Origin of the sequence: Neisseria sp. CCUG12390 (assembly GCF_047837985.1) — a bacterium.
Taxonomy (GTDB): domain Bacteria; phylum Pseudomonadota; class Gammaproteobacteria; order Burkholderiales; family Neisseriaceae; genus Neisseria.
Window position 1 is genome coordinate 808,446 of sequence record NZ_CP181244.1, and the last position, 23,804, is coordinate 832,249.

At 53.4% G+C, this 23,804-nt stretch carries 21 protein-coding genes; 11 read left to right on the plus strand and 10 right to left on the minus strand.

Going from position 1 to position 23,804, the window contains the following annotated elements:
• Positions 1-141 precede the first annotated feature (141 nt).
• From ACM67E_RS03745 to ACM67E_RS03765, 5 genes are all read left to right on the plus strand, one after another.
• Positions 142-1,533, plus strand: a complete 1,392-nt coding sequence (locus tag ACM67E_RS03745) for a nucleobase:cation symporter-2 family protein (RefSeq protein ID WP_416192274.1) — start codon at positions 142-144, stop codon at positions 1,531-1,533.
• Positions 1,534-1,730: 197 nt separating this feature from the next.
• Positions 1,731-2,249: an anaerobic ribonucleoside-triphosphate reductase activating protein gene (gene nrdG, locus ACM67E_RS03750; protein WP_416192275.1), complete on the plus strand. Its 519-nt coding sequence runs from the start codon at positions 1,731-1,733 to the stop codon at positions 2,247-2,249.
• Positions 2,250-2,468: 219 nt separating this feature from the next.
• Positions 2,469-4,250: an anaerobic ribonucleoside-triphosphate reductase gene (gene nrdD / locus ACM67E_RS03755; RefSeq protein WP_416192276.1), complete on the plus strand. Its 1,782-nt coding sequence runs from the start codon at positions 2,469-2,471 to the stop codon at positions 4,248-4,250.
• 162 nt (positions 4,251-4,412) lie between these two features.
• Entirely contained in the window at positions 4,413-4,898 is a 486-nt protein-coding gene (locus ACM67E_RS03760; protein ID WP_416192277.1) for a DUF4189 domain-containing protein, read from the plus strand.
• Between the two features lie 69 nt (positions 4,899-4,967).
• On the plus strand, positions 4,968-5,564 hold the full coding sequence (locus ACM67E_RS03765; protein ID WP_416192278.1) for a hypothetical protein: 597 nt from the start codon (positions 4,968-4,970) through the stop codon (positions 5,562-5,564).
• 69 nt (positions 5,565-5,633) lie between these two features.
• Here ACM67E_RS03765 and dut read toward each other — a convergent pair whose 3' ends face one another.
• The gene (gene dut / locus ACM67E_RS03770; RefSeq protein ID WP_416192279.1) at positions 5,634-6,086 is read right to left on the minus strand and encodes a dUTP diphosphatase; all 453 of its coding nucleotides are present in this window, start codon (positions 6,084-6,086) and stop codon (positions 5,634-5,636) included.
• Between the two features lie 123 nt (positions 6,087-6,209).
• On the opposite strand from dut, the gene pdxH reads away from it, so the two are divergent.
• The 3 genes from pdxH (at position 6,210) to ACM67E_RS03785 (ending at position 9,277) form a co-directional block, all read left to right on the plus strand.
• Positions 6,210-6,842: a pyridoxamine 5'-phosphate oxidase gene (gene pdxH / locus ACM67E_RS03775; RefSeq protein WP_416192280.1), complete on the plus strand. Its 633-nt coding sequence runs from the start codon at positions 6,210-6,212 to the stop codon at positions 6,840-6,842.
• Positions 6,843-7,135: 293 nt separating this feature from the next.
• Positions 7,136-8,266, plus strand: a complete 1,131-nt coding sequence (locus ACM67E_RS03780; RefSeq protein WP_416192281.1) for a pseudouridine synthase — start codon at positions 7,136-7,138, stop codon at positions 8,264-8,266.
• A gap of 84 nt (positions 8,267-8,350) precedes the next feature.
• Complete coding sequence (locus ACM67E_RS03785; RefSeq protein WP_416192282.1) at positions 8,351-9,277, plus strand: aldose 1-epimerase; 927 nt, start codon at positions 8,351-8,353, stop codon at positions 9,275-9,277.
• 56 nt (positions 9,278-9,333) lie between these two features.
• Here the strand turns inward: ACM67E_RS03785 and rlmB are convergent, their stop codons facing one another.
• From rlmB to ACM67E_RS03805, 4 genes are all read right to left on the minus strand, one after another.
• Positions 9,334-10,086 carry a 23S rRNA (guanosine(2251)-2'-O)-methyltransferase RlmB gene (gene rlmB / locus ACM67E_RS03790; protein WP_416192283.1) on the minus strand — a complete coding sequence of 251 codons (753 nt, stop codon included), beginning with the start codon at positions 10,084-10,086 and terminating at the stop codon, positions 9,334-9,336.
• A 351-nt stretch (positions 10,087-10,437) separates the two neighbouring features.
• Positions 10,438-12,156, minus strand: a complete 1,719-nt coding sequence (locus ACM67E_RS03795; RefSeq protein ID WP_416192284.1) for a phospho-sugar mutase — start codon at positions 12,154-12,156, stop codon at positions 10,438-10,440.
• A gap of 89 nt (positions 12,157-12,245) precedes the next feature.
• Positions 12,246-12,545: an AzlD family protein gene (locus ACM67E_RS03800; protein ID WP_416192285.1), complete on the minus strand. Its 300-nt coding sequence runs from the start codon at positions 12,543-12,545 to the stop codon at positions 12,246-12,248.
• Positions 12,542-13,246: an AzlC family ABC transporter permease gene (locus ACM67E_RS03805; RefSeq protein ID WP_416192286.1), complete on the minus strand. Its 705-nt coding sequence runs from the start codon at positions 13,244-13,246 to the stop codon at positions 12,542-12,544. Before ACM67E_RS03805 ends, ACM67E_RS03800 begins: the two co-directional genes overlap by 4 nt.
• A 161-nt stretch (positions 13,247-13,407) precedes the next feature.
• Here ACM67E_RS03805 and modA point away from each other — a divergent pair, with 161 nt between their 5' ends.
• The 3 genes from modA to ACM67E_RS03820 all read left to right on the plus strand — a co-directional run bounded on the left by modA (position 13,408) and on the right by ACM67E_RS03820 (position 15,729).
• Positions 13,408-14,151 (plus strand): molybdate ABC transporter substrate-binding protein, encoded by a 744-nt coding sequence (gene modA / locus ACM67E_RS03810; RefSeq protein ID WP_416192287.1) that lies wholly within the window; start codon positions 13,408-13,410, stop codon positions 14,149-14,151.
• A 238-nt stretch (positions 14,152-14,389) separates the two neighbouring features.
• Entirely contained in the window at positions 14,390-15,064 is a 675-nt protein-coding gene (gene modB / locus ACM67E_RS03815; protein ID WP_416192288.1) for a molybdate ABC transporter permease subunit, read from the plus strand.
• A complete protein-coding gene (locus tag ACM67E_RS03820) occupies positions 15,064-15,729 on the plus strand; it encodes an ABC transporter ATP-binding protein (protein ID WP_416192289.1) in 666 nt (221 codons plus the stop codon). Before modB ends, ACM67E_RS03820 begins: the two co-directional genes overlap by 1 nt.
• 55 nt (positions 15,730-15,784) lie before the next feature.
• Here ACM67E_RS03820 and clpP read toward each other — a convergent pair whose 3' ends face one another.
• From clpP to ACM67E_RS03845, 5 genes are all read right to left on the minus strand, one after another.
• The gene (gene clpP / locus ACM67E_RS03825) at positions 15,785-16,414 is read right to left on the minus strand and encodes an ATP-dependent Clp endopeptidase proteolytic subunit ClpP (protein WP_416192290.1); all 630 of its coding nucleotides are present in this window, start codon (positions 16,412-16,414) and stop codon (positions 15,785-15,787) included.
• 162 nt (positions 16,415-16,576) lie between these two features.
• Entirely contained in the window at positions 16,577-17,887 is a 1,311-nt protein-coding gene (gene tig / locus ACM67E_RS03830) for a trigger factor (protein WP_416192291.1), read from the minus strand.
• A gap of 601 nt (positions 17,888-18,488) precedes the next feature.
• Positions 18,489-20,813, minus strand: a complete 2,325-nt coding sequence (locus ACM67E_RS03835; protein ID WP_416192732.1) for a DNA translocase FtsK — start codon at positions 20,811-20,813, stop codon at positions 18,489-18,491.
• A 254-nt stretch (positions 20,814-21,067) separates the two neighbouring features.
• Positions 21,068-22,432 (minus strand): sodium-dependent transporter, encoded by a 1,365-nt coding sequence (locus ACM67E_RS03840; protein ID WP_416192292.1) that lies wholly within the window; start codon positions 22,430-22,432, stop codon positions 21,068-21,070.
• Between the two features lie 688 nt (positions 22,433-23,120).
• Positions 23,121-23,798: a 16S rRNA pseudouridine(516) synthase gene (locus tag ACM67E_RS03845; protein WP_416192293.1), complete on the minus strand. Its 678-nt coding sequence runs from the start codon at positions 23,796-23,798 to the stop codon at positions 23,121-23,123.
• Positions 23,799-23,804: the final 6 nt, after the last annotated feature.

Sequence of the window (23,804 nt, forward strand, 5' to 3'; positions counted from 1 at the left end):
GTATTGTCTTTCAAATACTGTAAACAACGCTAGCCTTTCTTACATTTGAGGCCGTCTGAAAAATTGCCCAAACAGAAAACCTTGTATACAATTTCGGCCTTACAAAAATTATCTGTTTATTACCAACTTTAAAGGATACGTATGGAGCAGGCAACGGGTAAACAGGCGCAATCGCCTGATTTGGTGTACGGTTTGGAAGACAAGCCGCCTTTTATGAATGCGCTTTTGAGCGCGGTCACGCATCTATTGGCGATTTTCGTGCCGATGATTACGCCTGCGCTGATTGTCGGCGGTGCGCTGAAGCTGCCGGTGGAAATGACGGCTTATTTGGTGTCGATGGCGATGGTGGCCTCGGGCATCGGCACTTATTTGCAGGTCAACCGTTTCGGCATCGTCGGTTCAGGGATGCTGTCGATTCAGTCGGTGAATTTCTCGTTTGTGACCGTGATGATTGCGCTGGGAACGGGCATGAAGGAAGGCGGCATGGATGAAAACGCCATGATTTCCACGCTGCTGGGCGTGTCGTTCGTCGGCGCGTTTCTGGTGTGTTTTTCCGCGTGGCTGCTGCCTTATCTGAAAAAAGTGATTACGCCGACCGTGAGCGGCGTGGTGGTGATGCTTATCGGCCTGAGTCTGGTGCATGTGGGCATTACCGATTTCGGCGGCGGGTTTGCCGCGAAGGCGGACGGTACGTTCGGCTCGATGGAAAATCTGGGGCTGGCTTCGCTGGTGCTGCTGATTGTTTTGCTGTTCAACTGCATGAAAAACCCGCTTTTGCGCATGAGTGGCATTGCGGTAGGTCTGATTGTGGGTTACATCGTCGCGCTGTTTTTGGGCAAAGTGGACTTTTCCGCGCTGCAAAACCTGCCCGTGATTACCGTGCCGGTTCCGTTCAAATACGGTTTTGCGTTCGACTGGCACGCGTTTATCGTGGCCGGTGCGATTTACCTGCTGAGCGTGTTTGAAGCCGTGGGCGATTTGACCGCCACCGCGATGGTGTCCGACCGCCCGATTGAAGGCGAGGAATACACAAGCCGTCTGAAAGGCGGCGTGATGGCCGACGGGCTGGTGTCGGTGATTGCCACCGCGCTCGGTTCGCTGCCGCTGACCACGTTCGCGCAAAACAACGGCGTGATTCAGATGACCGGCGTGGCGTCGCGCCATGTCGGCAAATACATTGCCGCGATTCTGATTTTGCTGGGGCTGTTCCCCGTGATCGGCCGCGCGTTCACCACCATTCCCAGCCCCGTGTTGGGCGGCGCGATGGTGCTGATGTTCGGCCTGATTGCCATCGCGGGCGTGCGCATTCTCGTGAGCAACGGCATCCGCCGCCGCGAAGCCGTGATTGCCGCCACATCCGTGGGCTTGGGTTTGGGTGTGGCGTTCGAGCCGGAAGTGTTCAAAAACCTGCCGGTATTGTTCCAAAACTCGATTTCCGCAGGCGGCATCATGGCGGTGATTTTGAATCTGGTGTTGCCGGAAGACAAAACCGAAGCCGTGGTTCATGTGAATACCGACAGTTTGGAACATTGATTTCACATTGATTTGAAGGCCGTCTGAAACTGTTGTTTCAGACGGCCTTTTTGTATTTCTCAATATTAATTTAGCGAAATTAAATCGTATTTATAAAGTTTGGCTATGTTAATCCAAGATTGGATTTAAACTTAAAAATACCATATTTAGTATTGTTGTGATTTAATACGCACTAAATATAGTATTAAGCGACTGATATGCAACCCCTGACATTCACCGTCGAACAAATCGTCTGGCAGGAAGTGCCGAACGAAACTTCCTTGGCATTTCTGTTTTCCGGCTGCCCGCTGCGCTGCCAAGGCTGCCACAGTGCCGACAGTTGGAAAGCCGGTTCGGGCACGGTACTGACCGCCGAATATCTGCAAGGCCGTCTGAAACGCTATCGCGGGCTGATTGGCTGCGTGCTGTTTATGGGCGGCGAATGGCAGCCGGAGACATTGGTAAACCTGCTGCAAACCGTCAAATCGGCGGGTTTGAAAACCTGTCTTTACACCGGTTTGGAACGCGAAGAGCTGGAAGCCGTTTCAGACGGCCTGATACCGCATTTGGATTATCTGAAAACGGGGCGGTGGAACGCCGCGCTCGGTGGTTTGGACAGCCCGTTTACCAACCAAAAACTAGTTAATTTGCATACAGGCGAAATCTTGAACCGTTTGTTTTGGAAAGAAAATCCGGCAAAGAAAGCCAAACCGGTATTTGAAATTGCGGCGGCGTGAGGCCGTCTGAAAATAATGTGCGACGGTATGTCCTGCTGAAAACGCCATGAAGCGGCGGGATAGCAGGGCGGTTCAAATCCGCCGTGTGCGAAGCCGGTTTGAACAAAAAATCCCTAGCCTGAAACCGATTTTTCAGACGGCATAACGGCGTATGCGGCTTCCCTGCAATACCCAATTTCCTACCAACCATCCCCAACCCGATTACCTCAGGAGAACACCATGATTCGGCTGCATCCCGAACAGTTAAACGGCAAACTCGATTTCATGCGCGACTACATCTCGGCGCACAACGCGGCCGACGGCTCGAAAATGGACGCGAACGCCAACGTTACCCAGAAAAACATCGCTACGATGGAAGCGGAGCTGATGAAGGATTTCTTCGTTCAGGTCAACCGCGCGCAGGTTTCGCGCAAAATCGGCGAGCTGTTCGGTGCGGAGACGGCGGCCGAATACATCCGCCAAATCGAGGCGCACGAGATTTATGTGCACGACGAAACCAGCCTGAAGCCTTACTGCGTGTCGCTGACGCTGTATCCGTTTCTGCTCGACGGCCTGACCAAACTCGGCGGCGAATCGAAAGCGCCGCAGCATCTGGCTTCGTTTTGCGGCTCGTTTGTGAATCTCGTGTTCGCCGTGAGCGCGCAGTTTGCCGGTGCGGTGGCGACGGTGGAGTTTCTCACTTATTTCGACCATTTCGCCCGCCGCGATTTCGGCGAAAATTATCTGGAAACCCATGCCGACGAAATCGCCAACCACTTTCAGCAGGTGGTGTACAGCATCAACCAGCCCGCCGCCGCGCGCGGTTATCAGAGCGTGTTTTGGAACATTTCCGTGTACGACCGCCACTATTTCGAGGCGATGTTCGGCGATTTCGTGTTCCCCGATTTTTCCAAACCCGATTGGGAAGGCGTTGAAAAACTGCAACTTTTCTTCCTGCAATGGTTCAACCGCGAACGCAGCAAAGCCGTACTGACCTTCCCCGTGGTGACCGCCGCCATGCTCACCGAAAACGGCAAATGCAAAGACACCGCGTTTGCCGACGACATGGCGAAAGAGCTTTCAGACGGCAATTCGTTTTTCGTTTACCTTTCTGACAATCCCGACTCGCTGGCTTCATGCTGCCGCCTGCGCAACGCCATCGAAGACCGCACCTTCTCCTACACGCTCGGCGCGGGCGGCGTGGCCACCGGTTCGATTAACGTCATCACCATCAACATGAACCGCCTGGAGCAGGACGGCCGCGATTTGGCCGCCGAAGTTGCCAAAATCCATCAATACCAATACGCCTACCGCAAGCTGATGGAGGAATACCAAGCCGTCGGAATGCTGCCCGTGTACGACGCAGGGTTCATCACGCTGGATAAACAGTTCCTGACCATCGGCATCAACGGCATGGCCGAAGCCGCCGAATTCCACGGCATCAAAGTCGGTTACAACGAAGACTATGTGCAGTTCGTGCAAGGCCGTCTGAAAACCATTTTCGAGGCCAACCAAGCCGCCAGCCGGCATTACGGCGTGAAGTTCAACACCGAATTCGTGCCCGCCGAAAACCTCGGCGTGAAAAACGCCAAATGGGACAAAGCCGACGGCTACCAAGTCAGCCGCGACTGCTACAACTCCTATTTTTATGTGGTGGAAGACGAAGCAACCAACGCGCTCGATAAATTCCTGCTGCACGGCAGAGAACTGGTCGACTGGCTCGACGGCGGTTCCGCCCTGCACCTGAACCTCGACGAAGCCCTGCCCGAAAGCGGTTACCGTTCGCTGCTCGACATCGCCGCGCAAACCGGCTGCAACTACTTCTGCGTCAACGTGCGCATTACCATCTGCAACGGCTGCGGCCACATCGACAAACGCACCCTCAACGCCTGTTCCGCCTGCGGCTCGCACGACATCGACCACGGCACGCGCGTCATCGGCTACCTCAAACGCGTGTCGGCATTCTCCAGTGGACGCAGGAAAGAACACGCTTTGCGACACTACCACCGCCATGCGGCGTAAGGCCGTCTGAAAACGGTATTCAGGCCGCGAGCCGGAATAGGGTATCCCGTTCAGGCTGAAATAAACGCAAACGGATTGAAAGTAGGCCGTCTGAACCCATAATCACGTTCAGACGGCCTTTTTGCTTTATAATGAATCCGACAAAAATCATTGGGAACCGCCATGAAGAAAATCCTCTCAGCATTCGCCCTTTGCGCCCTGGCCGTTACCGCCCAAGCCGCCGACAGTTACGGTTATTTGGCGTTTTGGCAGAACCCGGCCGACAGCAGCGACGGGTTGCGCATCAAAACCACCCGCGAAAACCTTAACCAGGTTGAAGCCGCCAACGAGCTGGCCGCCTATTGCCGCGGGCAGGACGCATTGGCCGGGGTGCAGGCCGACCAAGCCACCGGCTGCCAATCGGTGATGCCGCTGCAAAACACCTGCGCCGCCGTGGCCTATCCGCGCGCGCACCAGCGCATGACGACGGAAAACGTGGTCGTCATCAGCTCGCCGCTGTTTAAAAGCCTCCACCAAACCGCGCTGAACCAATGCGCCAAAAAATTCGGCACGCAGGGTCAATGCGCGATCGAAGCCTCGTTCTGCACCTCGAGCGATTATTACGGCGGCGCAATCCGGACCTTGTGGAGCCGAATCAAGTCCTTGTAATTTTTGGAACACTAAGGCCGTCTGAAACTTTTCCTGCTTTCAGGCGGATTTTTTGACAAGAAAGTGTTTATGCAGAACATCCGTTTCCCCCTGAATTTCCAATTCAAAATCTTCACGCCGTCGAACGATTTTTCCGTGTTCGATGCCGACGGCAAGGAAATCGCCTACACGCGGCAGAAGATTTTCAAAATCAAAGAGTCGGTGCAGATTTTCCGCAGCAGCAGCGACAAAACCGAGCTTTACACCATTAAGGCCGACCGCATTATCGATTTCAACGCGGTTTATACCGTGCGCACTTCAGACGGCACGGTCATCGGTAAAACCCAACGCCACGGCATGAAATCGTTGTGGAAAACCAGCTATGTGCTGTTTGACGCGGAAGGACGTGAAGTTTACCGCCTGCACGAAACCAACCCGATGGTGGCTCTGGTCAACGGCTTAATCGGCGAAATTCCGCTGCTTGGCGCGCTGACGGGCTATTTCCTCAACCCGACTTACGCGCTCACCGCACCCGACGGTCGGGAAGTGTACCGCCTGAAAAAAGAACCGTCGTTTTTCGAGCGCAAATTCAGCTTGGACAAACTGGCTGCGGCGGATGAGAGAGATGACGTGCTGGTGTTGAACGCCGCGATGATGCTGATGCTGCTCGAGCGCGGCGACGGTTGAGCGTTTTAAAACAGAAAAGGCCGTCTGAAACCCGTTCGGATTTTCAGACGGCCTTTCCGATTTAGCAGCTTAAGCCTTGCCCGTGCTGCCGAATCCGCCTTCGCCGCGTTCGCTTTCGGCAAATTCGTCCACCACTTTGAACGCCGCCTGAACCACGGGCACGATGACCATCTGCGCGATGCGTTCCATCGGTTCGATGGTGAACGCGGTTTGGCTGCGGTTCCACAGCGACACTTTCAATTCGCCCTGATAATCCGAGTCAATCAGGCCGACGAGGTTGCCCAACACGATGCCGTGTTTGTGGCCGAGGCCGGAGCGCGGCAGCAATACGGCGGCGTAGGCGGGGTTGGCCAGGTGCACGGCCAAGCCGGTCGGCACCAGATAAGTTTCGCCCGGCTGAAGCGTCACCGCCTCGTCCAGACACGCGCGTAAGTCCAAGCCGGCGGAACCGGGCGTGGCGTAGGCGGGCAGGGAACCGGCCATTTTCGGATTTAAGATTTTCAGTTCTACTTCGGTTTGCATGGTTTTTCTCATTTCAACGGAACATTTTTTCAGACGGCATTATAGCGTGAAACCGCCGCTTAAGACTTGAGGCCGTCTGAAAAACAGGGGTATGATGTTCCAAACCTTTTCAGGAGAACCATCATGGATCTGCACAATATCCGCGAGGATTACAGCAAACGCGAACTGTCGGAGCAGGAATGCCATGCCGACCCGATTGTCCAGTTCGAACAATGGCTTAACGAAGCCATCAAGTCGGAAGTGAACGAGCCGACGGCGGTAAACGTGGCCGCCGTGGCCGCAGACGGGCGGCCGAACAGCCGCGTGGTTCTGCTCAAGGAAGTGAACGCGCAGGGCTTTGTTTTCTTTACCAATTACCACAGCCGCAAAGGGCGGTCGTTTGAAGCCAATCCGTTTGCCGCGCTGACGTTTTTCTGGCCGGAATTGGAACGCCAAGTGCGCATCGAAGGACGGATTGAAAAGTTGGCCGAAGCCACTTCCGACGAATATTTCGACAGCCGCCCCTACACCAGCCGCATCGGGGCGTGGGCGAGCGAACAGAGCGAAGTTTTGGGCAGCAAAGCCGCGCTGGTGGCCAAAGCCGCCGCCGTCGGCGCACGCCATCCGCTGCACGTTCCGCGTCCGCCGCATTGGGGGGGCTATATCGTGATTCCCGACCGCATCGAATTTTGGCAGGGGCGGCCGAGCCGGTTGCACGACCGTATCCAATACCGCCTGGAAAACGGCGCATGGATAAAAGAACGCCTGTCGCCTTGAATGCGGATTCGGTTTCAGACGGCCTGTCTGCCGAAAAACCGATACAGATTCAATAAAATAGGGTAAAATCCTGTTTCATGTCACAGGCCGTCTGAAAGCCGAAAAGTTTTCAGACGGCCTCACGTCCTTATCGTCAACCCCTGCCGCAAACGCCGCAGAAGAACCGTTGTTTCATGGTGGAATAAAATCAGAAAAATACAAGGCGGCAAGCCGAAGACAGTACGGGCGCAGCCAAGGCCGTAGTTTTCTGATTTTATTCCGCTATAAAAAAATCAACGCGTTAGGAGAATCTTATGGCCAAACAGCCGACCAGCAAACGCGAATGGCGCGACGGTGCGTCAACCGCCGCCAAAAAGCCCGTCAAAAAAAGCGTGTTATTCAAAAGCAGACCCAAAGCCGAATCGGGCTTCAAACCCAAATCCCAAGAAACCGAATCCAAAGGCCGCCGCGGACGCGGCGCAGCGGTTTCAGACGGCCTGAACGCAGGCCGAACGGCAAAATCAGGTTTCCGCGACCAAGCCGCAGCGGAACAGGGCAGACGCGCGCCTAAACAGCGTGCGGTCAAAGCGAAAAAACTGGTGGTGCGCAATCCGAACCAGAAAATCATGGAACACGCGCGCGATTTGAAAGAACGCCGCAGCGATTTGTCCCGCTTCGAGCCGGAGCGTCTGCAAAAGGTTTTGGCCGCTTCGGGCGTGGGTTCGCGCCGCGAGATGGAGGAATGGATTACCAACGGCTGGGTAACGGTCAACGGCCGCGTTGCGGAATTGGGCGAAAAAGTAACGCCCGACGATCACGTTACCGTGAAGGGCAACATCATCAAGCTCAAATGGGCCGACCGTCTGCCGCGCATTATCCTGTATTACAAACAGGAGGGCGAAATCGTGTCGCGCGACGATCCGCAAGGCCGCGTGAGCATTTTCGACCGTCTGCCGCAGGCCGCCAGCAGCCGCTGGGTGGCCATCGGACGTTTGGACATCAACACCAGCGGCCTTTTGATTCTGACGACTTCGGGCGAGTTGGTGCAGCGGTTTGCCCACCCGAGTTTTGAAGTGGAGCGCGAATACGCCGTACGCGTGTTGGGTTCCCTGACGACCGAGCAGATGCGGATGCTGACCGAAGAGGGCGTGATGCTGGAAGACGGTTTGGCGAAAGTCGAACGCATTTGGGAACAGGGCGGCGAGGGCATGAACAAATGGTACAGCGTGGTGATTAAAGAAGGCCGCAACCGCGAAGTGCGCCGCATTTTCGAAAGCCAAGGCTTGACCGTGAGCCGCTTGGTGCGCGTGGGTTTCGGGCCGATTGGTCTGCCGAACCGCCTGAAACGTGGCCAGTTTTATGAACTGAATGCTGCCGAAGTCGCCAACATCATGAAATGGGCGGACATGCTGCTGCCGGGCGAATACCGCCGCAAGCGTTCGTAAGGGATGGGTTTAAAAACATGCCGTCTGAAAAATCCGTGGATTCGGTTTTCAGACGGCATTTATCTGTTGTGAGGAAACCGGAAAATGTTTTCTATTGATTTGTCAGCCGAAACCGTGGTTTTGCACGGCAACCGCCTTCGCGCGGAAATTTATCTGCACGGCGGCCTGCTCAACCGCTATGAAATCATGCTGCCCGACGGTACTGGGTTCAACGCCGTCAAAGGCTACGCTTCGCCGCAGCAATGCCGCGAGACGTTGACCGACGGTTTTTTCAGCGCGAAGCTCAGCCCGTTTGCCTGCCGCGTGCGGCACGGGCGATACCGTTTCGGTGGACGGGATTACCGGCTTGAGGGCAAGTTTCAAGCAGCGGGCCATGCGGCGCACGGCATGATGTACGACCATGATTTTGAAGTGGCCGGAAGCGGCGCGGACGCGCAGTCGGCCTGGGTGGAACTGGCGGCGGATTACCGTCGGGACGACAGCGGTTATCCGTTTGCCTACCGCATGAACGTGGTTTACCGTCTCGATTCAGACGGCCTGAACATCACTACGCGCGTTACGAATACCGGCCAAACCGCCATGCCGATAGCCGACGGCTGGCATCCGTATTTCACGCTCGGCGGCAGGGTTGACGATTGGCGGATGACGCTCAACAGCACGCAGCGTTTGGCATTTGACGAAGATTTGGTGGCAAACGGCAAAATCTTGGAGGATACCCGTTTTCAGACGGCTTCAAGTTTGCAGGGGATTGAGTTGGATAACAGTTTTGTGTTGGCCGCTTTCAATCGGGCGGCCTGTGTTTTGGAAAATAATGCCTTGCGGCTCGAGCTTTATCCCGACGAAAGCTATCCCTATCTGCAAATCTATATTCCGGACGAACGCGATTCGGTTGCGCTGGAAAACCTCAGCGGCGCGCCCGACTGTTTCAATAATGGTTTGGGTTTGAAAACGTTGAAGGCAGGGGAAACGCAGGCGTTTGAAACGCGGTATGTGTTGTCGGTTAAAGAATAGGGTTGGCGGAAATCGAAAGGTCGTCTGAAATATTTTTCAGACGGCCTTTTAAACCGTTACTTACCTTCCGCTTTTATCACGCGCTGGCGGCGGGTTTCGCTCAACACCATGCCGGCGGACACGGACACGTTCATGCTTTCCACCGTGCCGAACATCGGAATCGACACCAGCATGTCGCAATGTTCGCGCGTCAGGCGGCGCATGCCTTCGCCTTCGTTGCCCATCACCCACGCCACGCTTTCGGGCAGGTCGGTGTGATACAGGTCGGATTGGCCGCCCATGTCGGTACCGACGATCCAAATGCCGTATTCCTTCAGCTCGCGCAGGGTGCGCGCCAGGTTGGTGACGGTAATGTAGGGCACGGTTTCCGCCGCGCCGCAGGCGACTTTGCTCACGGTGGCGTTCAGGCCCGCGCTTTTGTCTTTCGGCGCAATCACGGCATGAACGCCCATCGCGTCGGCGGTACGCAGGCACGCGCCGAGATTGTGCGGATCGGTGATGCCGTCGAGCACCAGCAGAAAGGCCGGTTCGCGCAGGTTTTCCAGTACGTCTTCCAAGTGGACATGGTTTTTGGAAGCGTCGATAAAGCCGACCACGCCTTGATGGCGCGCGCCTTTGGCGATGGTGTCGAGACGGCTGGCATCGGCAAAATGCAGGCGCACGTTTTCGGCGGCGGCTTTTTCCAACACTTCGCGCGTGCGTGCGTCGTTTCTGCCTTCTTGGACGTAGAGTTCGGTAATGGATTTCGGGTTTTGCCACAAGCGGGCGTTGACGGCGTGGAAGCCGTAGATGAGTCGTTGGTTTGCCATTGTTTTACTTGGGAAAATATTTCAGACGGCATTATACGGGATTTGTTTGAGGCCGTCTGAAAAATTGTGGGAATTTTAAAACAGGGCAAAACCTTCAACACAGCCGTCAATAAAAGAACGGTGCAATTGATGCACCGTTCTTTGCAGAAGTATTCTCAATCGGCAATATCTGAATCATTTTCAGCCAAAGCTCCAACGTCCGAAACGAAAGGAGACATATCCTGCGGTATGAATGATAGGCTTGCGGTAGAGAGAAAGCAACGGTCTTCTAAAAATACCGTATGATTTATTCCAAACAGCGAGGCCGTCTGAAAACCTGTTTTTCAGACGGCCTCATTCCAGAAAAATCAATCAGGCAATAAACGCTTTGATTTCTTTATCGATTTCTTTGAATTTCGCTTCGGCTTCATCCATGCTGCTGCCGACGGCGGAAATGTAGAACTTGATTTTCGGCTCGGTTCCCGACGGGCGCACGGCCACCCATGAGCCGTCGGTCAGATAGTATTTCAACACGTTGCTCGGCGAAGTGTTGAGCGCGGTAACGCTGCCGTCTGAAGCGGTGGCGGTTTGCGCTTGGAAGTCTTCGGTTTTGACGACTTCGGTGCCGTTGAACTGTTTCGGTGCGGCGGCACGGAATTTGTCCATAATGGCTTTGATTTCCGCCGCGCCGTCGATGCCGGTCATGGTGATGGAAACCGGTTTGTCGAAATAATAGCCGTATTCGCGGTAGATTTCGTCCAGCCCGTCGGCCAGCGTCATGCCGCGCGAACGGTAGTAGGCGGCGATTTCGGCAAACATGACGGCGGCCTGCACCGAATCTTTGTCGCGGGCGAACGGTTTGATTAAGTAGCCGTTGCTTTCTTCAAAGCCGAAAAGATAGGCATGGCTGCCGCTTTGCTCGAATTCGGCAATTTTTTCGGCCACAAATTTGAAGCCGGTCAAGACGTTAAACACGGTTACGCCGTAGCTTTCGGCGATTTTGCCGACTAGTTCGGTGGATACGATGGATTTGCAGACGGCACCGTTAGCGGGCAGGGTTCCTGCCTGTTTGTGCGCTTCCAAAATGTATTTGGCCATGACCGCGCCGATTTGGTTGCCGGTCAGCGTCAGGTACGAGCCGTCGGCCTGGCGGATTTCCGCACCCAGTCGGTCGGCATCGGGGTCGGTGCCGAGCAGCAGGTCTGCGCCGACTTTTGCACCCAGTTTTTCCGCTAAGGCAAAGGCGGCCTGGCTTTCGGGGTTCGGCGACGGGGCGGTAGAGAAATCCGGATCGGCGACGACCTGCTCTTCCACCAGTTCGAACGACTCGAAACCGGCCTGCTGCAAGGCGCGGCTGACCGGCATTTCGCCGGTGCCGTGCAGCGGGGTATAGACGATTTTCAGGTCTTTGCCGTATTCGCGGATTAATTCGGGATTGATGGTGACGGTTTTGACGGCGGCAAGGTATTTTTCGTCCATCTCTGCGCCCAAGACTTTGATTTTGCCCTCGTTGCGCGCTGTTTCGAAATCGGCCACTTCGACCGCAAACGGGTCTTCCACGGCACGGATGAGCTTGGTCAGCGCGGCGGCATCGTCAGGCGACAGTTGGCCGCCGTCTTCGCCGTAAACCTTGTAGCCGTTGAATTCGGCCGGATTGTGGCTGGCGGTCATCATGATGCCGCCTGCGGCTTTGAGTTCGCGCACGGCGAAGGATAATTCGGGTGTCGGACGGAGCGATTCGAACACATAGGCCTGAATGCCGTGTTGCGCCAATTGTGCGGCGGAGTCGAACGCGAATTCCTGCGAGAAATGGCGCGAATCATAAGCGATGACCACGCCGGCGGATTTGGCGGCTTCGCCCTTAGAGGCAATCAGCTGCGCAAAACCTTCGGTGGCTTGGCGCACGACATAGCGGTTGATGCGGTTGATACCCGCGCCGATGACGCCACGCATACCGGCGGTACCGAATTCCAGCGGCGCGTAGAATGCGTCTTCTTTGGTTTTTTCGTCCATCGCCAGCAGCTCCTGTTTCAAGAAGCCGGGCATGTCTGCGAAATCCAACCATTTTTGATAGGTTTCTTGATAGGCCATCTGAATCGTCCTTTCGGGTAAAAACGGATTGTGAACAAGGTTATGTGTAGTGTACACCAATGCGCCAAATCTGCCGACAGGGGATGCCGTTACCGCATCAAATAACCGAGTATGCCCGACGAAGCCACGCCGATGACGACCGTTACCAGCATGGAAAAGCGGCTGGCCGCCAAGACGGTCAAGGCAATGGCAATGAGTTCGTGCGGTTTGTCGGAAACGAAATAGGGTGCAATCACCGAAATCAATACGCAGCCCGGTGCGGCTTCCATCACGGCTTGGGCGCGTTTGCTCAAAGTACGGTTGCGCAGGGCGAAAAAACCGATGAGGCGGGTGGAATAGGTCACGCCCAGCATGGCGCAAAAGAGCAGGAAGGAATCGGAAGAAATCATTTTTGTTCCCCCAGAAAATACGCCGTGAGCAGGCCGGACAATGCGCCCGCCGGTACATACCATGCGCCGTCAACACTCAGGCAGGTGATGCCTGCCACAATCAGGCTGACAAACCAAGGCCGCGCCGCCGCAAAGCCTTTCCACAAGCCGCGCATGATGACCAGAAACACCGCCGGAAACGCCATACCGAAGCCCCATGCGGCCACGTCGCCGAACATCGGGCCGATGGCCGCGCCCAGCGTGGCAAACAGAATCCAGGTGGTGTACATGGTGAAACAGGTTCCGCCGTAATAGGCAAAATTAAAGCCGCTCAAGCCGGCCGCTTTGCGCTTTTGTGCATCGGCCAAACCCAATGCCCATGATTCGTCGCACATGAAAAACAGCGACGGCAATACTTTTTTCATCGGCGCGTTTTTCATATACGGCGCATAGGCCGCGCCCATCAGGATATGGCGCGAGTTAATCATAAACGTCACCGTGGCAATCAGCAGAATCGGCAGCGGATGTTTCCATAAATCCACCGCGGCAAATTCGGAACCGCCGGCGAAATTCATGCCCGTCATCAGCATCATTTCCAGCCAACTCATGCCTTTTTGCCCGCCCTGTACGCCCAAAATCACCGCCCACGGCAACAGGCCGATGAGCATGGGGGAGCAGTCTTTGATACCTCGGAAAAATTCTTGGCGGGGAGAAGCGGGCATGGCGGAAAAACATTTCGATATTAAGAGGGCGCATTATACACGCATTGATTTTCAGACGGCCTGTCGGAGATTTATCCGAACGAATTAATTCTTTGTAACTATAAAAGTGGTTAATGAGAAATGATAAAACAACGCTTTCGTTTACCGGCAGGAATGTCTGCATGAAAACCGCTTGCTTATTTTTATCAACCGTTTTGTTGTCGTCTCAGATTTGCGCGGCCGAAATTACCGTGTCCGCCGCCGCCAGCCTGAAAGACGCATTCAACGGCATCATCACGCAATATCACAAGCAGTATCCGCAAAGTAAAATCAGGCTGAACACCGCCGGATCAGGCGCGTTGCTGCAACAGGCCGTACAGGGCGCACCGGTGGACGTATTGGCCTTTGCCGATGAAAACACCATGAATCAGGCGCAGCAGAGAGGCGTGATTGACCCGAACACGCGCAAAACCTTCGCCCTGAACGGCTTGGTGGTTGCCGCGCCGAAAAACAGCGCATTGAGCATGGCCAAACTCTCCGATTTGCAGGGCAGCCGTTTCGGGCGCATCGCAATCGGCAATCCTGCCGGCGTACCGGCAGGCCGCTATGCCAAAGCCGCGCTGGAAAAGGCGGGTTTGTGGGCGGGTCTTCAGCCGAAAATCATCACCACGCAAAACGTGCGCCAGTCGCTGGATTACATCGCACGCGGCGAAGTGGATGCCGGTTTTGTGTACCGTACCGATGCCGTTTTGATGAAAGACAAGGTAAAGGTTCTGGCTGCGGTGCCGACGCAGAATGCGGTGTCGTATCCGATTGCGGTAAGCAAAACCACAGGGCAGGCGGCAGAGGCCAGGCGTTTTGTGCAGTATGTATTGTCGGCGCAGGGGCAGCAGGTCTTGAGCCGTTACGGGTTTAAAAAGCCGTAGATGAACGGCGGACAACTGCTCAGGCCGTCTGAAAACTTTTCAGACGGCCTAATCGGATTTTTCGATTTTCCCGATAATGTTCAAACTGTTCGGAACCGTTTTTGCAGATAGCCGGAAAAGCCGCCGAGGGCGCAGATTCCGTTGCGCGGTCAATGGCGGTTGGGATATTCGGCCGCGTATTTTCCGCACGCGGCCTGTTAAAAAAGTGTTCCGTATTTTCAGACGGCCTTCAGATTTTATGAATGAAACCTTGCTGACTACTTTACTGCTCTCGCTCAAAATCGCCGCCACCGCGACGGCATTGAATACGGTGTTTGCCATTGCCGTCGGCTTTGCCTTGGCGCGGTGGCGTTTTGTCGGGCGTAATTTGCTGGATACGCTGCTGACCCTGCCGATGGTGCTGCCGCCGACGGTATTGGGCTATTATCTTTTGGTGGCGTTCGGCCGCAACAGCGCATTCGGTGTGTGGCTGAAAGACACGTTCGGCATCAACCTGATTTTTACCTGGCAGGGCGCGGTGATTGCGGCGATGGCGGTCACTTTTCCGCTGATTTTCAAACCGGCGCGTGCGGCGTTTGAAGAAGTGAATCCGCAGTTGGAACAAGCCGCGCGGGTGTTGGGCTTGAGCGAAGCGGCGGTGTTTTTCCGCGTCAGCCTGCCTTTGGCGTGGCGCGGCATTTTGGCCGGTATCCTGCTGGCGTTTGCGCGCGCGTTGGGCGAATTCGGTGCCACGTTGATGATTGCCGGCAGTATTCCGGGGCAGACGCAGACTGTGTCGATTGCGATTTACGAGGCGGTTCAGGCCGGGGATGATGCGTCGGCCAACGGTTTGGTGGTGCTGGTGTCGGCAGTGTGCATGGCGGTTTTGCTGGCGGCAGGGCATTTGATGCGTGTGAAAGGCGGGAGAAAATAATGCTGTTTGATATTGAATTGCACAAAAAACTGCCGGCATTTGATTTGAATGTGACCCTGCAATCCGATGCGCAGCGTATTGTAATTTTAGGCGCATCCGGTTCGGGAAAAAGCCTGACGCTGCAACTCTTGGCAGGATTGGCGAATCCCGACGGCGGACATATCCGCATCAATGAGGAAACTTGGTGGGACAGCCGTACAAAGCTGAGCGCACAGGCGCGTAAGGCCGGTTTGCTGTTCCAAGACTATGCGTTGTTCCCGCATCTGACCATGGCGCAGAATATCGAATTCGGCTTGCTGCGGGGCTGGCGGAATCCGAGTAAGAGGCCGTCTGAAAAGGTGCGGTATTGGTTGGATTTGCTTGAATTAACACATATTGCCGGTCATTATCCCCATCAAATTTCGGGCGGGCAAAAACAGCGTACTGCCTTGGCGCGGATGCTGGTTACCGAACCGAAACTGCTGCTGTTAGACGAGCCGTTTTCCGCATTGGATACGCAATTGCGCGAACACACGCGCCGCGAAGTGCTGGCTTTGCAGCAGGCGGCAGGTGTGCCGATGATTTTGATTACGCACGACCGAGCCGATGCCGAAGTGTTGGGACAGGAGATTTGGCGGATGGATAACGGCGTGTTGAGTTTGGAAGAAAATGGAAAGGCCGTCTGAAATTTCAGACGGCCTCTTTCAGACGGCCTGCGGTCTTTATGCTGACGGCTGCGGTTTATTTGGCTTCCGCTGTCAGAGAATCGCGGCTTTCCAAGACCTGGTCAATCAAACCATAAGCTTTGGCTTCTTCTGCCGACATATAGTTATCGCGGTCGGTGTCGCGTTCCAAATCGGCCAAATCGCGGTTGCAGTGTTTGGCAAGCAAAACGTTTAATTTCTGCTTCAGTTTCAACAATTCTTTGGCGTGAATTTCAATATCCGAGGCTTGACCGGACAATCCGCCGCTGATTAAAGGCTGGTGAATCATGACGCGGCTGTTCGGCAGAGCAAAGCGTTTGCCTTTGGTGCCGGCGGAAAGCAAAAACGCCCCCATGCTTGCGGCCTGACCCAGGCATAAGGTCGATACGTCGGGTTTGATAAAGTTCATGGTGTCGTAAATCGACATGCCGGCTGTTACCGAACCGCCCGGAGAATTGATGTAGAAGTAAATATCCTTATCCGGATTTTCGCTTTCTAAGAACAATAATTGCGCCACGACCAAATTGGCCGATTCATCGGTCACGGGGCCGACTAAAAATACGATGCGCTCTTTCAGCAGACGGGAATAAATGTCGAATGCGCGTTCGCCGCGGCCGCTTTGTTCGATAACGGTGGGAACAAGATAGTTTTGGATGTCTGGAGTCATGCGGACTTTTCCTGTAAGTAGATGATATGGAAATGAAAACATTTCTTTTATATAGTGCCGGACAGCCGGTATTTCAACCGAGTGAAACCGATAAACAAAAGCACCAAAGCGCGCTGTGCGCCGCTTCAGTGCTTTGAGTATCGTCATGTTTCAGACGGCATATCAGGCTTGTGCACCCATTACTTCGTCGAATGACAAGGTTTTTTCGGTGACTTTGGCTTTGCCCAATACGAAATCGACGACATTGCTTTCAACCGCCAATGAAGTCGGACCTTGCAAGCGGCTTTCGTCGGCATAATACCAATCGATGACTTCTTGCGGATCTTCGTAGCTTTCGGCGAAGTTGGCGACAACGGCTTTGATTTGCTCTTCGGTCGGTTCCAGTTTGTTTTCTTCGACCACTTTGGCCAAAATCAAGCCCAAAGCCACACGGCGTTCGGCTTGTTCTTTGAACATGTCGGCAGGCAGATCCAAGTTAGCGGCATCGGCCATGCCTTGGTTGACAAAGTTTTGTTTCATTTCATTGGCCAGGCGGGCGGCTTCTTCGCTCACCAAAGCCGCAGGCACCTGCAAGTCAGCAGCTTTCAGCAAGGCTTCCATTACAGAGTCTTTGGTTTGATCCTGAACGCGGCGTTCTACTTCGCGGCTGACGTTTTTCTTCACTTCTTCGCGCATTTTGGCGACATCGCCGTCTTCAATGCCCAATGCTTTGGCAAATTGCTCGTCCACTTCCGGCAAAGTCGGCTCGGAAACATTGTTCAGGGTGATGGTGAACACAGCGGTTTTACCGGCGACATCTTGGCCGTGGTAGTCGGCAGGGAAGTTGACTTCGACATCTTTGCTTTCGCCGGCTTTCAAACCGACTACGCCCGCTTCGAATTCAGGCAGCATTTGGCCTGCGCCCAATACGAACGCGTAGTTTTTGGAAGAGCCGCCTTCAAACAATTCGCCGTCGATTTTGCCTTCGAAATCGATAATCACACGGTCGTCGTTTTTCGCTTCGCGCTCGACATGGTTGTAGCGGGTACGTTGCTTACGCAGGATTTCGACGGTTTTTTCAACTTCTTCGTCACCGACGGCAGCGGTTACTTTTTCGACTTCTTGAGCGGATAAGTCGCCAATCACGACTTCAGGGAACACTTCGAAAACGGCGGCGATTTTGAAAGCTTCTTTATCGTCTTGTTCTTCAACACCCTCGAAACGCGGAAAACCGGCCACTTTCAGGTTTTCGCTGACGGCGACGTCGTAGAATGCGCGTTGGACCAATTCGTTCATCACATCATTTTGCGCGCTTGCGCCATACATTTGCGCAACCATTTTTAACGGGGCTTTGCCCGGGCGGAAACCGTCGATTTTGACGCGGCGTTGTGTTTGTTTCAGACGTTTGTCGGTTTCTGCGTTAATGTCGGCCCAAGGCAGAGACAAAATTACTTTGCGTTCCAAGTTTTCTAAAGTTTCTACAGTTACGCTCATCGTAAGCCCTTAAAATATTGTGTTGGTTAATGATAATGCCCGTTTGCTTGATTTGCTTTGAAAAGCGGCAAAACGATAATCGGCAGCCGCCGGCTGTTTCGTTGCAAAAGGGATAAAATTCAGCCGACTAGTATATCACAATGTTTGAATAATGGGCGCAGACCTTTGCAAAATCCCTGTCTTCGGCACCTTTCCCCGTGGGTCGTTGCTTAAAAGTCTGCCTGTCCGGGTAATATGCCTGTATTTTCTACGTGTTCTAGTTTTCAACTATGCTTAAATCGAAGGTTTCGTAAAGGACTCAGGCAGTAAGGCCGTCTGAAAGTGATGATTTCAGACGGCCTGTATGATTGAAGCAGTAAAACGGGGAATCAGCGGAGGTGTTTATGCTGCCGGATTGCTCGGATATGGGGTGATGGCAGTCCGCACATTTGATTTTTGATCGATAAGTAATCCGAATGGAGAGGGGGGGGAAGCCTGATGGTTCGTCGGGCTTAAATCGGCCGTTCCTTATCTAAAAAATTAGGCATCTCTTCCTGCAAAGGCCGTCTGAAAACAGTCAACCGGTCAGGTTCCCGTTTCAGACGGCCTTAAGGCGGCATCATCAAAGTTGGTCTTTTTGTGCCAGAATCCGACGGTTGCCGCTGATGTCGGCAGGTGTGACTACGCCGGCGTTTTCCAACGCTTCCATCAGGTTGGCGGCACGGTTGTAGCCGATGCGCAGTTGGCGTTGCAAGGCGGAAATCGAGGTTTTTTTGCTGTCTAAAACGAAGGCAACGGCTTGGTCGAACAATTCGTCGCTGTCGGCATTCGGATTGACGATATTGGTGGTTTCCATTGCTGCTTCGCCGGTAAGCAGACCCTCGATATAGTTGGCCGGGGCTTGTTCTTTGACGTGGGCAACGACTTTGTGCACTTCTTCATCAGAAACAAAAGCACCTTGCACGCGGGTCGGCTCCGCGCTGCCCGGCTGCAGGAACAGGGAATCGCCGTATTTCAGCAATTCGTCCGCCCCCATTTGGTCAAGAATGGTACGGCTGTCGATTTTGCTTTGCACGGTAAAGGCCATGCGGGTCGGAATGTTGGCTTTAATCAGACCGGTGACGACATCGACGCTCGGACGCTGGGTTGCCACAATCATATGAATCCCTGCGGCACGGGCTTTTTGTGCCAAACGGGCGATTTGCTGCTCGACGGATTTTCGTTCGGTCATCATCAGGTCGGCCAGTTCGTCAATGACCAGCACGATCAGCGGCAGTTTTTCCAGCGGCTCGGGGTCGTCCGGATTGAGGCTGAACGGGTTCAGCAGCGGTTTGCCCGATGCTTTGGCCTGTTCGATTTTTTGGTTGAAGCCTTCAAGATTGCGCACGCCGGCGTGGGAGAGCAGACGGTAGCGTTTTTCCATCTCTGCGACGCACCAGTTGAGGGCTTGTCCGGCCTCGCGCATATCGGTCACGACAGGGCAGAGCAGGTGCGGGATGCCGTCGTAAATGCTCAGTTCCAGCATTTTCGGGTCAATCATGATGAAGCGGACTTCATCCGGTGTGGCCTTATACAGCATAGACATAATCATGCCGTTGACGCCGACGGATTTGCCCGAACCGGTCATGCCCGCTACCAATAAATGCGGCATTTTGGCCAAATCGCCGACCACGGGGTTGCCGGAAATGTCTTTGCCCAAGGCGACGGTGAGTTTGGATTTGGCCTCGGTAAAGACCGGTGAAGACAAAATCTCGCTCAGCATCACGTCTTGGCGGTGTGCATTGGGCAACTCGATGCCCATGGTGTTTTTTCCGGCGATGGTTTCCACCACGCGTACTGCCTGCAACGACATCGAGCGCGCCAGATCTTTGGCCAAACCGACAATCTGGCTGCCTTTCACGCCTTGCGCCGGTTCGATTTCGAAACGGGTGATGACGGGGCCGGCGGTGGCGGAAACCACTTGCACGCCGATGCCGAATTCGGCCAGTTTGGATTCGATGCGTTCGGCGGTTTGCTGCAAGACGTCGGGATCCACGGTAACGGGCCGGTGCTCGGGGATACGCAGCAGGCTGACGGCAGGCTTGTGGTATTCGCCGGCAGCCTGCGGCTGGTTGTCATCGTCAAACAGCGAAGTTTGGATTTTGGGCGGAGGGGCGACGGAAACGGCAACGGTTTTGCGGTTGCTGCTGCTGCCTTCGATGAGCTTCACCGGCTCGGCCGTAATGTTTTTGGCTTCTTTCAACAGGCGGCGCGCGGTTTTGGCATCGCGTAAATCGGTCACGTCGTCGGGTCTGGGCGGTTTCTTATCCGTGATTTTCTGTTTCAGGTTTTGCAGGTTTTTCTCGGCATTGTGACCGGTTTTGGCCAAGACTTCCAACCATGAAACTTGGGCCAGCAAAGAAATCGCCAACAGTAAAACGACGAACATAATCAGCAGGCTGCCTGATTTGCCCAGCAGCCAGCCCAAGCCCGAGCCTGCAAATGCGCCGATCAAGCCGCCGGCACCTACCGGGAGCGAATCGTTCAGAGCGGCATCAAAGGCGAAGTGTTCCAAAACCGGGCTGCACAGCAACAGCAGAAACAAGGCCAAGGCCGCGACGCCGTGATTGTAGGGCTTGTGGTTTTCCAGTTTTTGCAGCGGACGGAAGTTTTTGTAGAGGAACATGCCCGAGGCGATAATCCACCACCAGAAAGACAGGCCGAACAGGTAATAGCCGATGTCCGACACATAGGCGCCGAATAAGCCGCCGAAGTTCTGCACGGTGTCCTGATTCGCAACGCTGCGCGACCAAGCCGGATCGTTCATGTCGAAGCTTAGCAGCGAAATCGCCAGATAAATCGTAACCACCAGGCCGAACAGCCACATGGTGTCGTTGATTAGGTTGACAACATGTTCGGGGCGGGCCTTTTTCTCTTCGTCTTTCTGCAGGGCTTTGGCAGCTTTCAGGCTTTCCGAAAGTTTGTTGGGTTGGGCGGAGGTCTGCGTTTTGTTTGCGCGCCGAGACGAAGTTTTGACGGCTTCGGGTTTGGCTTTGGGCGGTGTTTTGGGAGATTTGGATGCCATAGAATTCTGATGCAAAGGCCGTCTGAAACGGCGTTAAAGTAATATGCGTAATGTCGGATTATACAATAAACCGTCTGCGTAAGACACCAAGGATACAGGCCGTCTGAAAGCTTTCAGACGGCCTGCCGGATAAATACTCAAATCAGATTGCTGATAAAAATCAGCAGAATGACCAACGGTACCAGATATTTGACGTAATTGAACCAAAGATTGACCGTGGTGTCGTTGCCTCGGTAACGCAGCTCGTCTTTGGCTTCGTCTTTCATGACGAAACCGACAAACAGCGCGGAACCCAGAGCGGTCAGCATAAATAGGATATTGCCGCTGACAAAGTCGAACGCGTCGAAAATATTGCGTCCGAAAACCGAAATATCTTTCCACGGACCGTACGCCAAAATCGACGGAATGTTGCCCAACAGGTAAATGCCCGACAAGACGATGGTAATCGCCGCGGCACGGCGCATTTTGGTTTTTTCCTGCAGAGTGGTAATCAGTACTTCATAAATCGTCAAAGAAGTGGTGAGTGCGGCAATCAATAATAATGAAAAGAAAATCACCGCAAAAACAGAGCCTGCCCACATGTTGGAGAAAACAATCGGCAGACTTTGGAACACTAAAGTCGGCCCGGAGTTCGGCGCGACACCGAAGCTGAACAGCGACGGAAAAATCATAAAGCCCGCCAATACGGCAATTACGGTATTGGTGATCGCAGTAATCACGGCCGTCTGAACCAGATTTTCGTTTTTATCCAAATAGCTGGATAAGGTAATCATGACACCGAATCCCAAACTCAGGGCGAAAAACACTTGGCCGAGTACAAAGACAAACAGTTGGGCGGTAATTTTGCTGAAATCCGGTTTGAGATAAAAGGTAATGCCTTCCATTGCGCCCGGCAGGGTGATGTTGCGGATGACCATTGCAATCAGGAACAAAAACAGCAAAGGCATCAGGAATTTGGCCGCTTTTTCGATACCGCCGATCACGCCTTTGACTAAAATGAAATAGTTGGCCAGTACAAAAATCAAGGTATAAAGAGCGATTTCCCACGGGCTGTTTTCGATGTGTTCGATAAAAAACGCCTTGGTGGTTTCGCCGTGAATCGGTTGTGACACATCCAAACTGCCGCTGATGATGTTGACGATATAGCTGATAACCCAGCCCCCCAGTACCATATAGTAGGCCATAATGCCGAATGCGCCGAGCAACCCCATCCAGCCGACAAGCTTCCAGATTTTGGGCACGGGTTTGCCGTTTAAATTGCCGCCGAACGCGTCTAAAGCATTGACACCTTTTCGCCGGCCAATGACGTTTTCCACCAAAATCATCGGAATACCGATGACAATCATGGCGATGCAAAACAAAAATACATACGCGCCGCCGCCGTTTTCGCCGACCAAATAGGGAAAACGCCACGTTGCGCCAAAGCCGACGGTCGCACCGGCTACGGTCAGGATATAGGTCAAACGGTTGGACCAGGTTTGACGGGGTTGGGAAGTAGACATATTAAGATATTTATGATGTTCAAGAATCAAGGGCAATATTATACGCCTGAATAAATGTGTGAGTTAGCCGAATATAAAAGACAATTGTAGTGAATTAAACTGGAAAATATATTTTTTATAGTGAAAGAGATGAATAAATCAGGCCGTCTGAAAAGGAAACAGGGAAAAACGCTTACTGGAAAAATTTTACGGTTGCGGCGATTCAGTCATACAGAGAGAGGCCATCTTAATATTTCTTGTGAGCATACGTCGTTTGAATCAAGACACTGTTTTTTGGCAGTTCCTGATTTGTACCGGTTTCTTGTGTTAATGTATTCCGGATGAGACCAAGATGGTTGAGGTTTAGATGATACGGAAAGGTTGGGAACCCATTAGCCTGTTCAATAAATAGAAAATTTAAATCTGTTTTAAACTTTCAATAGCTTTAAATATTTAAGCAAAAAAAACCATCTATACTAAGGGGAAAAGTATAGATGGCCAAACACATTACGGGGAAAACGTCTTACTCACTTACTTACTTCTCTCGAAGCAAGTGTTACTCAGACAGGCGAATTATATAATAGTTCATCTTTTTTAGTGTTAAATTTTGTTAATAGCGGGAATTAAATCATATCATGTTGATAAATATAGATATTTAAAAGAAAGAATATCGGATAAATTTTCAAATTTTTTTGAAACTGCCCGGGAATCAAATAAATTTCCATTCCCCGAAGCCCAAATCCTGCGTATCCCAGTCACTGAATTTGTCGCGGTGCAGGTGTTCGACACGGTTTCCGGCGGCGGCCACCATCCGTTTGACTTGGTGGTATTTGCCTTCGGTAATCGTCATAATCAGTGTTTTTTCATCCGCTAAAAAGGCTTCGGCTGCCCGGACGGTTTCGTTATCGTCATGCAGCAATACGCCATGCTTCAAGGTTTCGCAGAGGCTGTCATCGGCGGCATGCTTCAACGTTACCCGATAAATTTTCGCCGCTTTATGTTTGGGCGAAGTCATGCGGTGGTTGAACTGGCCGTCGTTGGTAATCAGCAAAACACCTGTCGTATCGGCATCCAGACGGCCTACTGCCTGCATGTCGATGTTGCGCATATGGTCGGGAAACAGGCTGAATACGCTTGGGTATTGTTGCGGTTTGTGCGAAGTCTCGAAATCGGCCGGTTTATTGAGCAGAATATAAAAATAGGGCATGGGCACGACAACGACGTCATCGCCGTCAATATTGAGCGTTTTGACCGTATCAGGCTCGATGACACTTTTCGGGTTGTTCCAAAGCGCGCCGTTGATGGTGACGCAGTCATTGTCAATCAACCACTGGCATTGTTTCCGGCTGCCCAAGCCTTGGGATTGGAGGTATTTTAAAAGCTGCATAGGGAT

Excerpts from the sequence above, each read along its gene's own strand:
- ACM67E_RS03765 (WP_416192278.1), top strand. The coding sequence starts at position 4,968 with ATGCAGAACATCCGTTTCCCCCTGAATTTCCAATTCAAAATCTTCACG.
- modB (WP_416192288.1), top strand. The coding sequence starts at position 14,390 with ATGAATGAAACCTTGCTGACTACTTTACTGCTCTCGCTCAAAATCGCC.
- dut (WP_416192279.1), bottom strand. The coding sequence starts at position 6,086 with ATGCAAACCGAAGTAGAACTGAAAATCTTAAATCCGAAAATGGCCGGT.
- ACM67E_RS03780 (WP_416192281.1), top strand. The coding sequence starts at position 7,136 with ATGGCCAAACAGCCGACCAGCAAACGCGAATGGCGCGACGGTGCGTCA.
- tig (WP_416192291.1), bottom strand. The coding sequence starts at position 17,887 with ATGAGCGTAACTGTAGAAACTTTAGAAAACTTGGAACGCAAAGTAATT.
- clpP (WP_416192290.1), bottom strand. The coding sequence starts at position 16,414 with ATGACTCCAGACATCCAAAACTATCTTGTTCCCACCGTTATCGAACAA.
- pdxH (WP_416192280.1), top strand. The coding sequence starts at position 6,210 with ATGGATCTGCACAATATCCGCGAGGATTACAGCAAACGCGAACTGTCG.
- nrdD (WP_416192276.1), top strand. The coding sequence starts at position 2,469 with ATGATTCGGCTGCATCCCGAACAGTTAAACGGCAAACTCGATTTCATG.
- rlmB (WP_416192283.1), bottom strand. The coding sequence starts at position 10,086 with ATGGCAAACCAACGACTCATCTACGGCTTCCACGCCGTCAACGCCCGC.
- ACM67E_RS03820 (WP_416192289.1), top strand. The coding sequence starts at position 15,064 with ATGCTGTTTGATATTGAATTGCACAAAAAACTGCCGGCATTTGATTTG.
- ACM67E_RS03760 (WP_416192277.1), top strand. The coding sequence starts at position 4,413 with ATGAAGAAAATCCTCTCAGCATTCGCCCTTTGCGCCCTGGCCGTTACC.
- modA (WP_416192287.1), top strand. The coding sequence starts at position 13,408 with ATGAAAACCGCTTGCTTATTTTTATCAACCGTTTTGTTGTCGTCTCAG.
- ACM67E_RS03745 (WP_416192274.1), top strand. The coding sequence starts at position 142 with ATGGAGCAGGCAACGGGTAAACAGGCGCAATCGCCTGATTTGGTGTAC.
- ACM67E_RS03800 (WP_416192285.1), bottom strand. The coding sequence starts at position 12,545 with ATGATTTCTTCCGATTCCTTCCTGCTCTTTTGCGCCATGCTGGGCGTG.
- ACM67E_RS03845 (WP_416192293.1), bottom strand. The coding sequence starts at position 23,798 with ATGCAGCTTTTAAAATACCTCCAATCCCAAGGCTTGGGCAGCCGGAAA.
- ACM67E_RS03840 (WP_416192292.1), bottom strand. The coding sequence starts at position 22,432 with ATGTCTACTTCCCAACCCCGTCAAACCTGGTCCAACCGTTTGACCTAT.
- nrdG (WP_416192275.1), top strand. The coding sequence starts at position 1,731 with ATGCAACCCCTGACATTCACCGTCGAACAAATCGTCTGGCAGGAAGTG.
- ACM67E_RS03785 (WP_416192282.1), top strand. The coding sequence starts at position 8,351 with ATGTTTTCTATTGATTTGTCAGCCGAAACCGTGGTTTTGCACGGCAAC.
- ACM67E_RS03795 (WP_416192284.1), bottom strand. The coding sequence starts at position 12,156 with ATGGCCTATCAAGAAACCTATCAAAAATGGTTGGATTTCGCAGACATG.
- ACM67E_RS03805 (WP_416192286.1), bottom strand. The coding sequence starts at position 13,246 with ATGCCCGCTTCTCCCCGCCAAGAATTTTTCCGAGGTATCAAAGACTGC.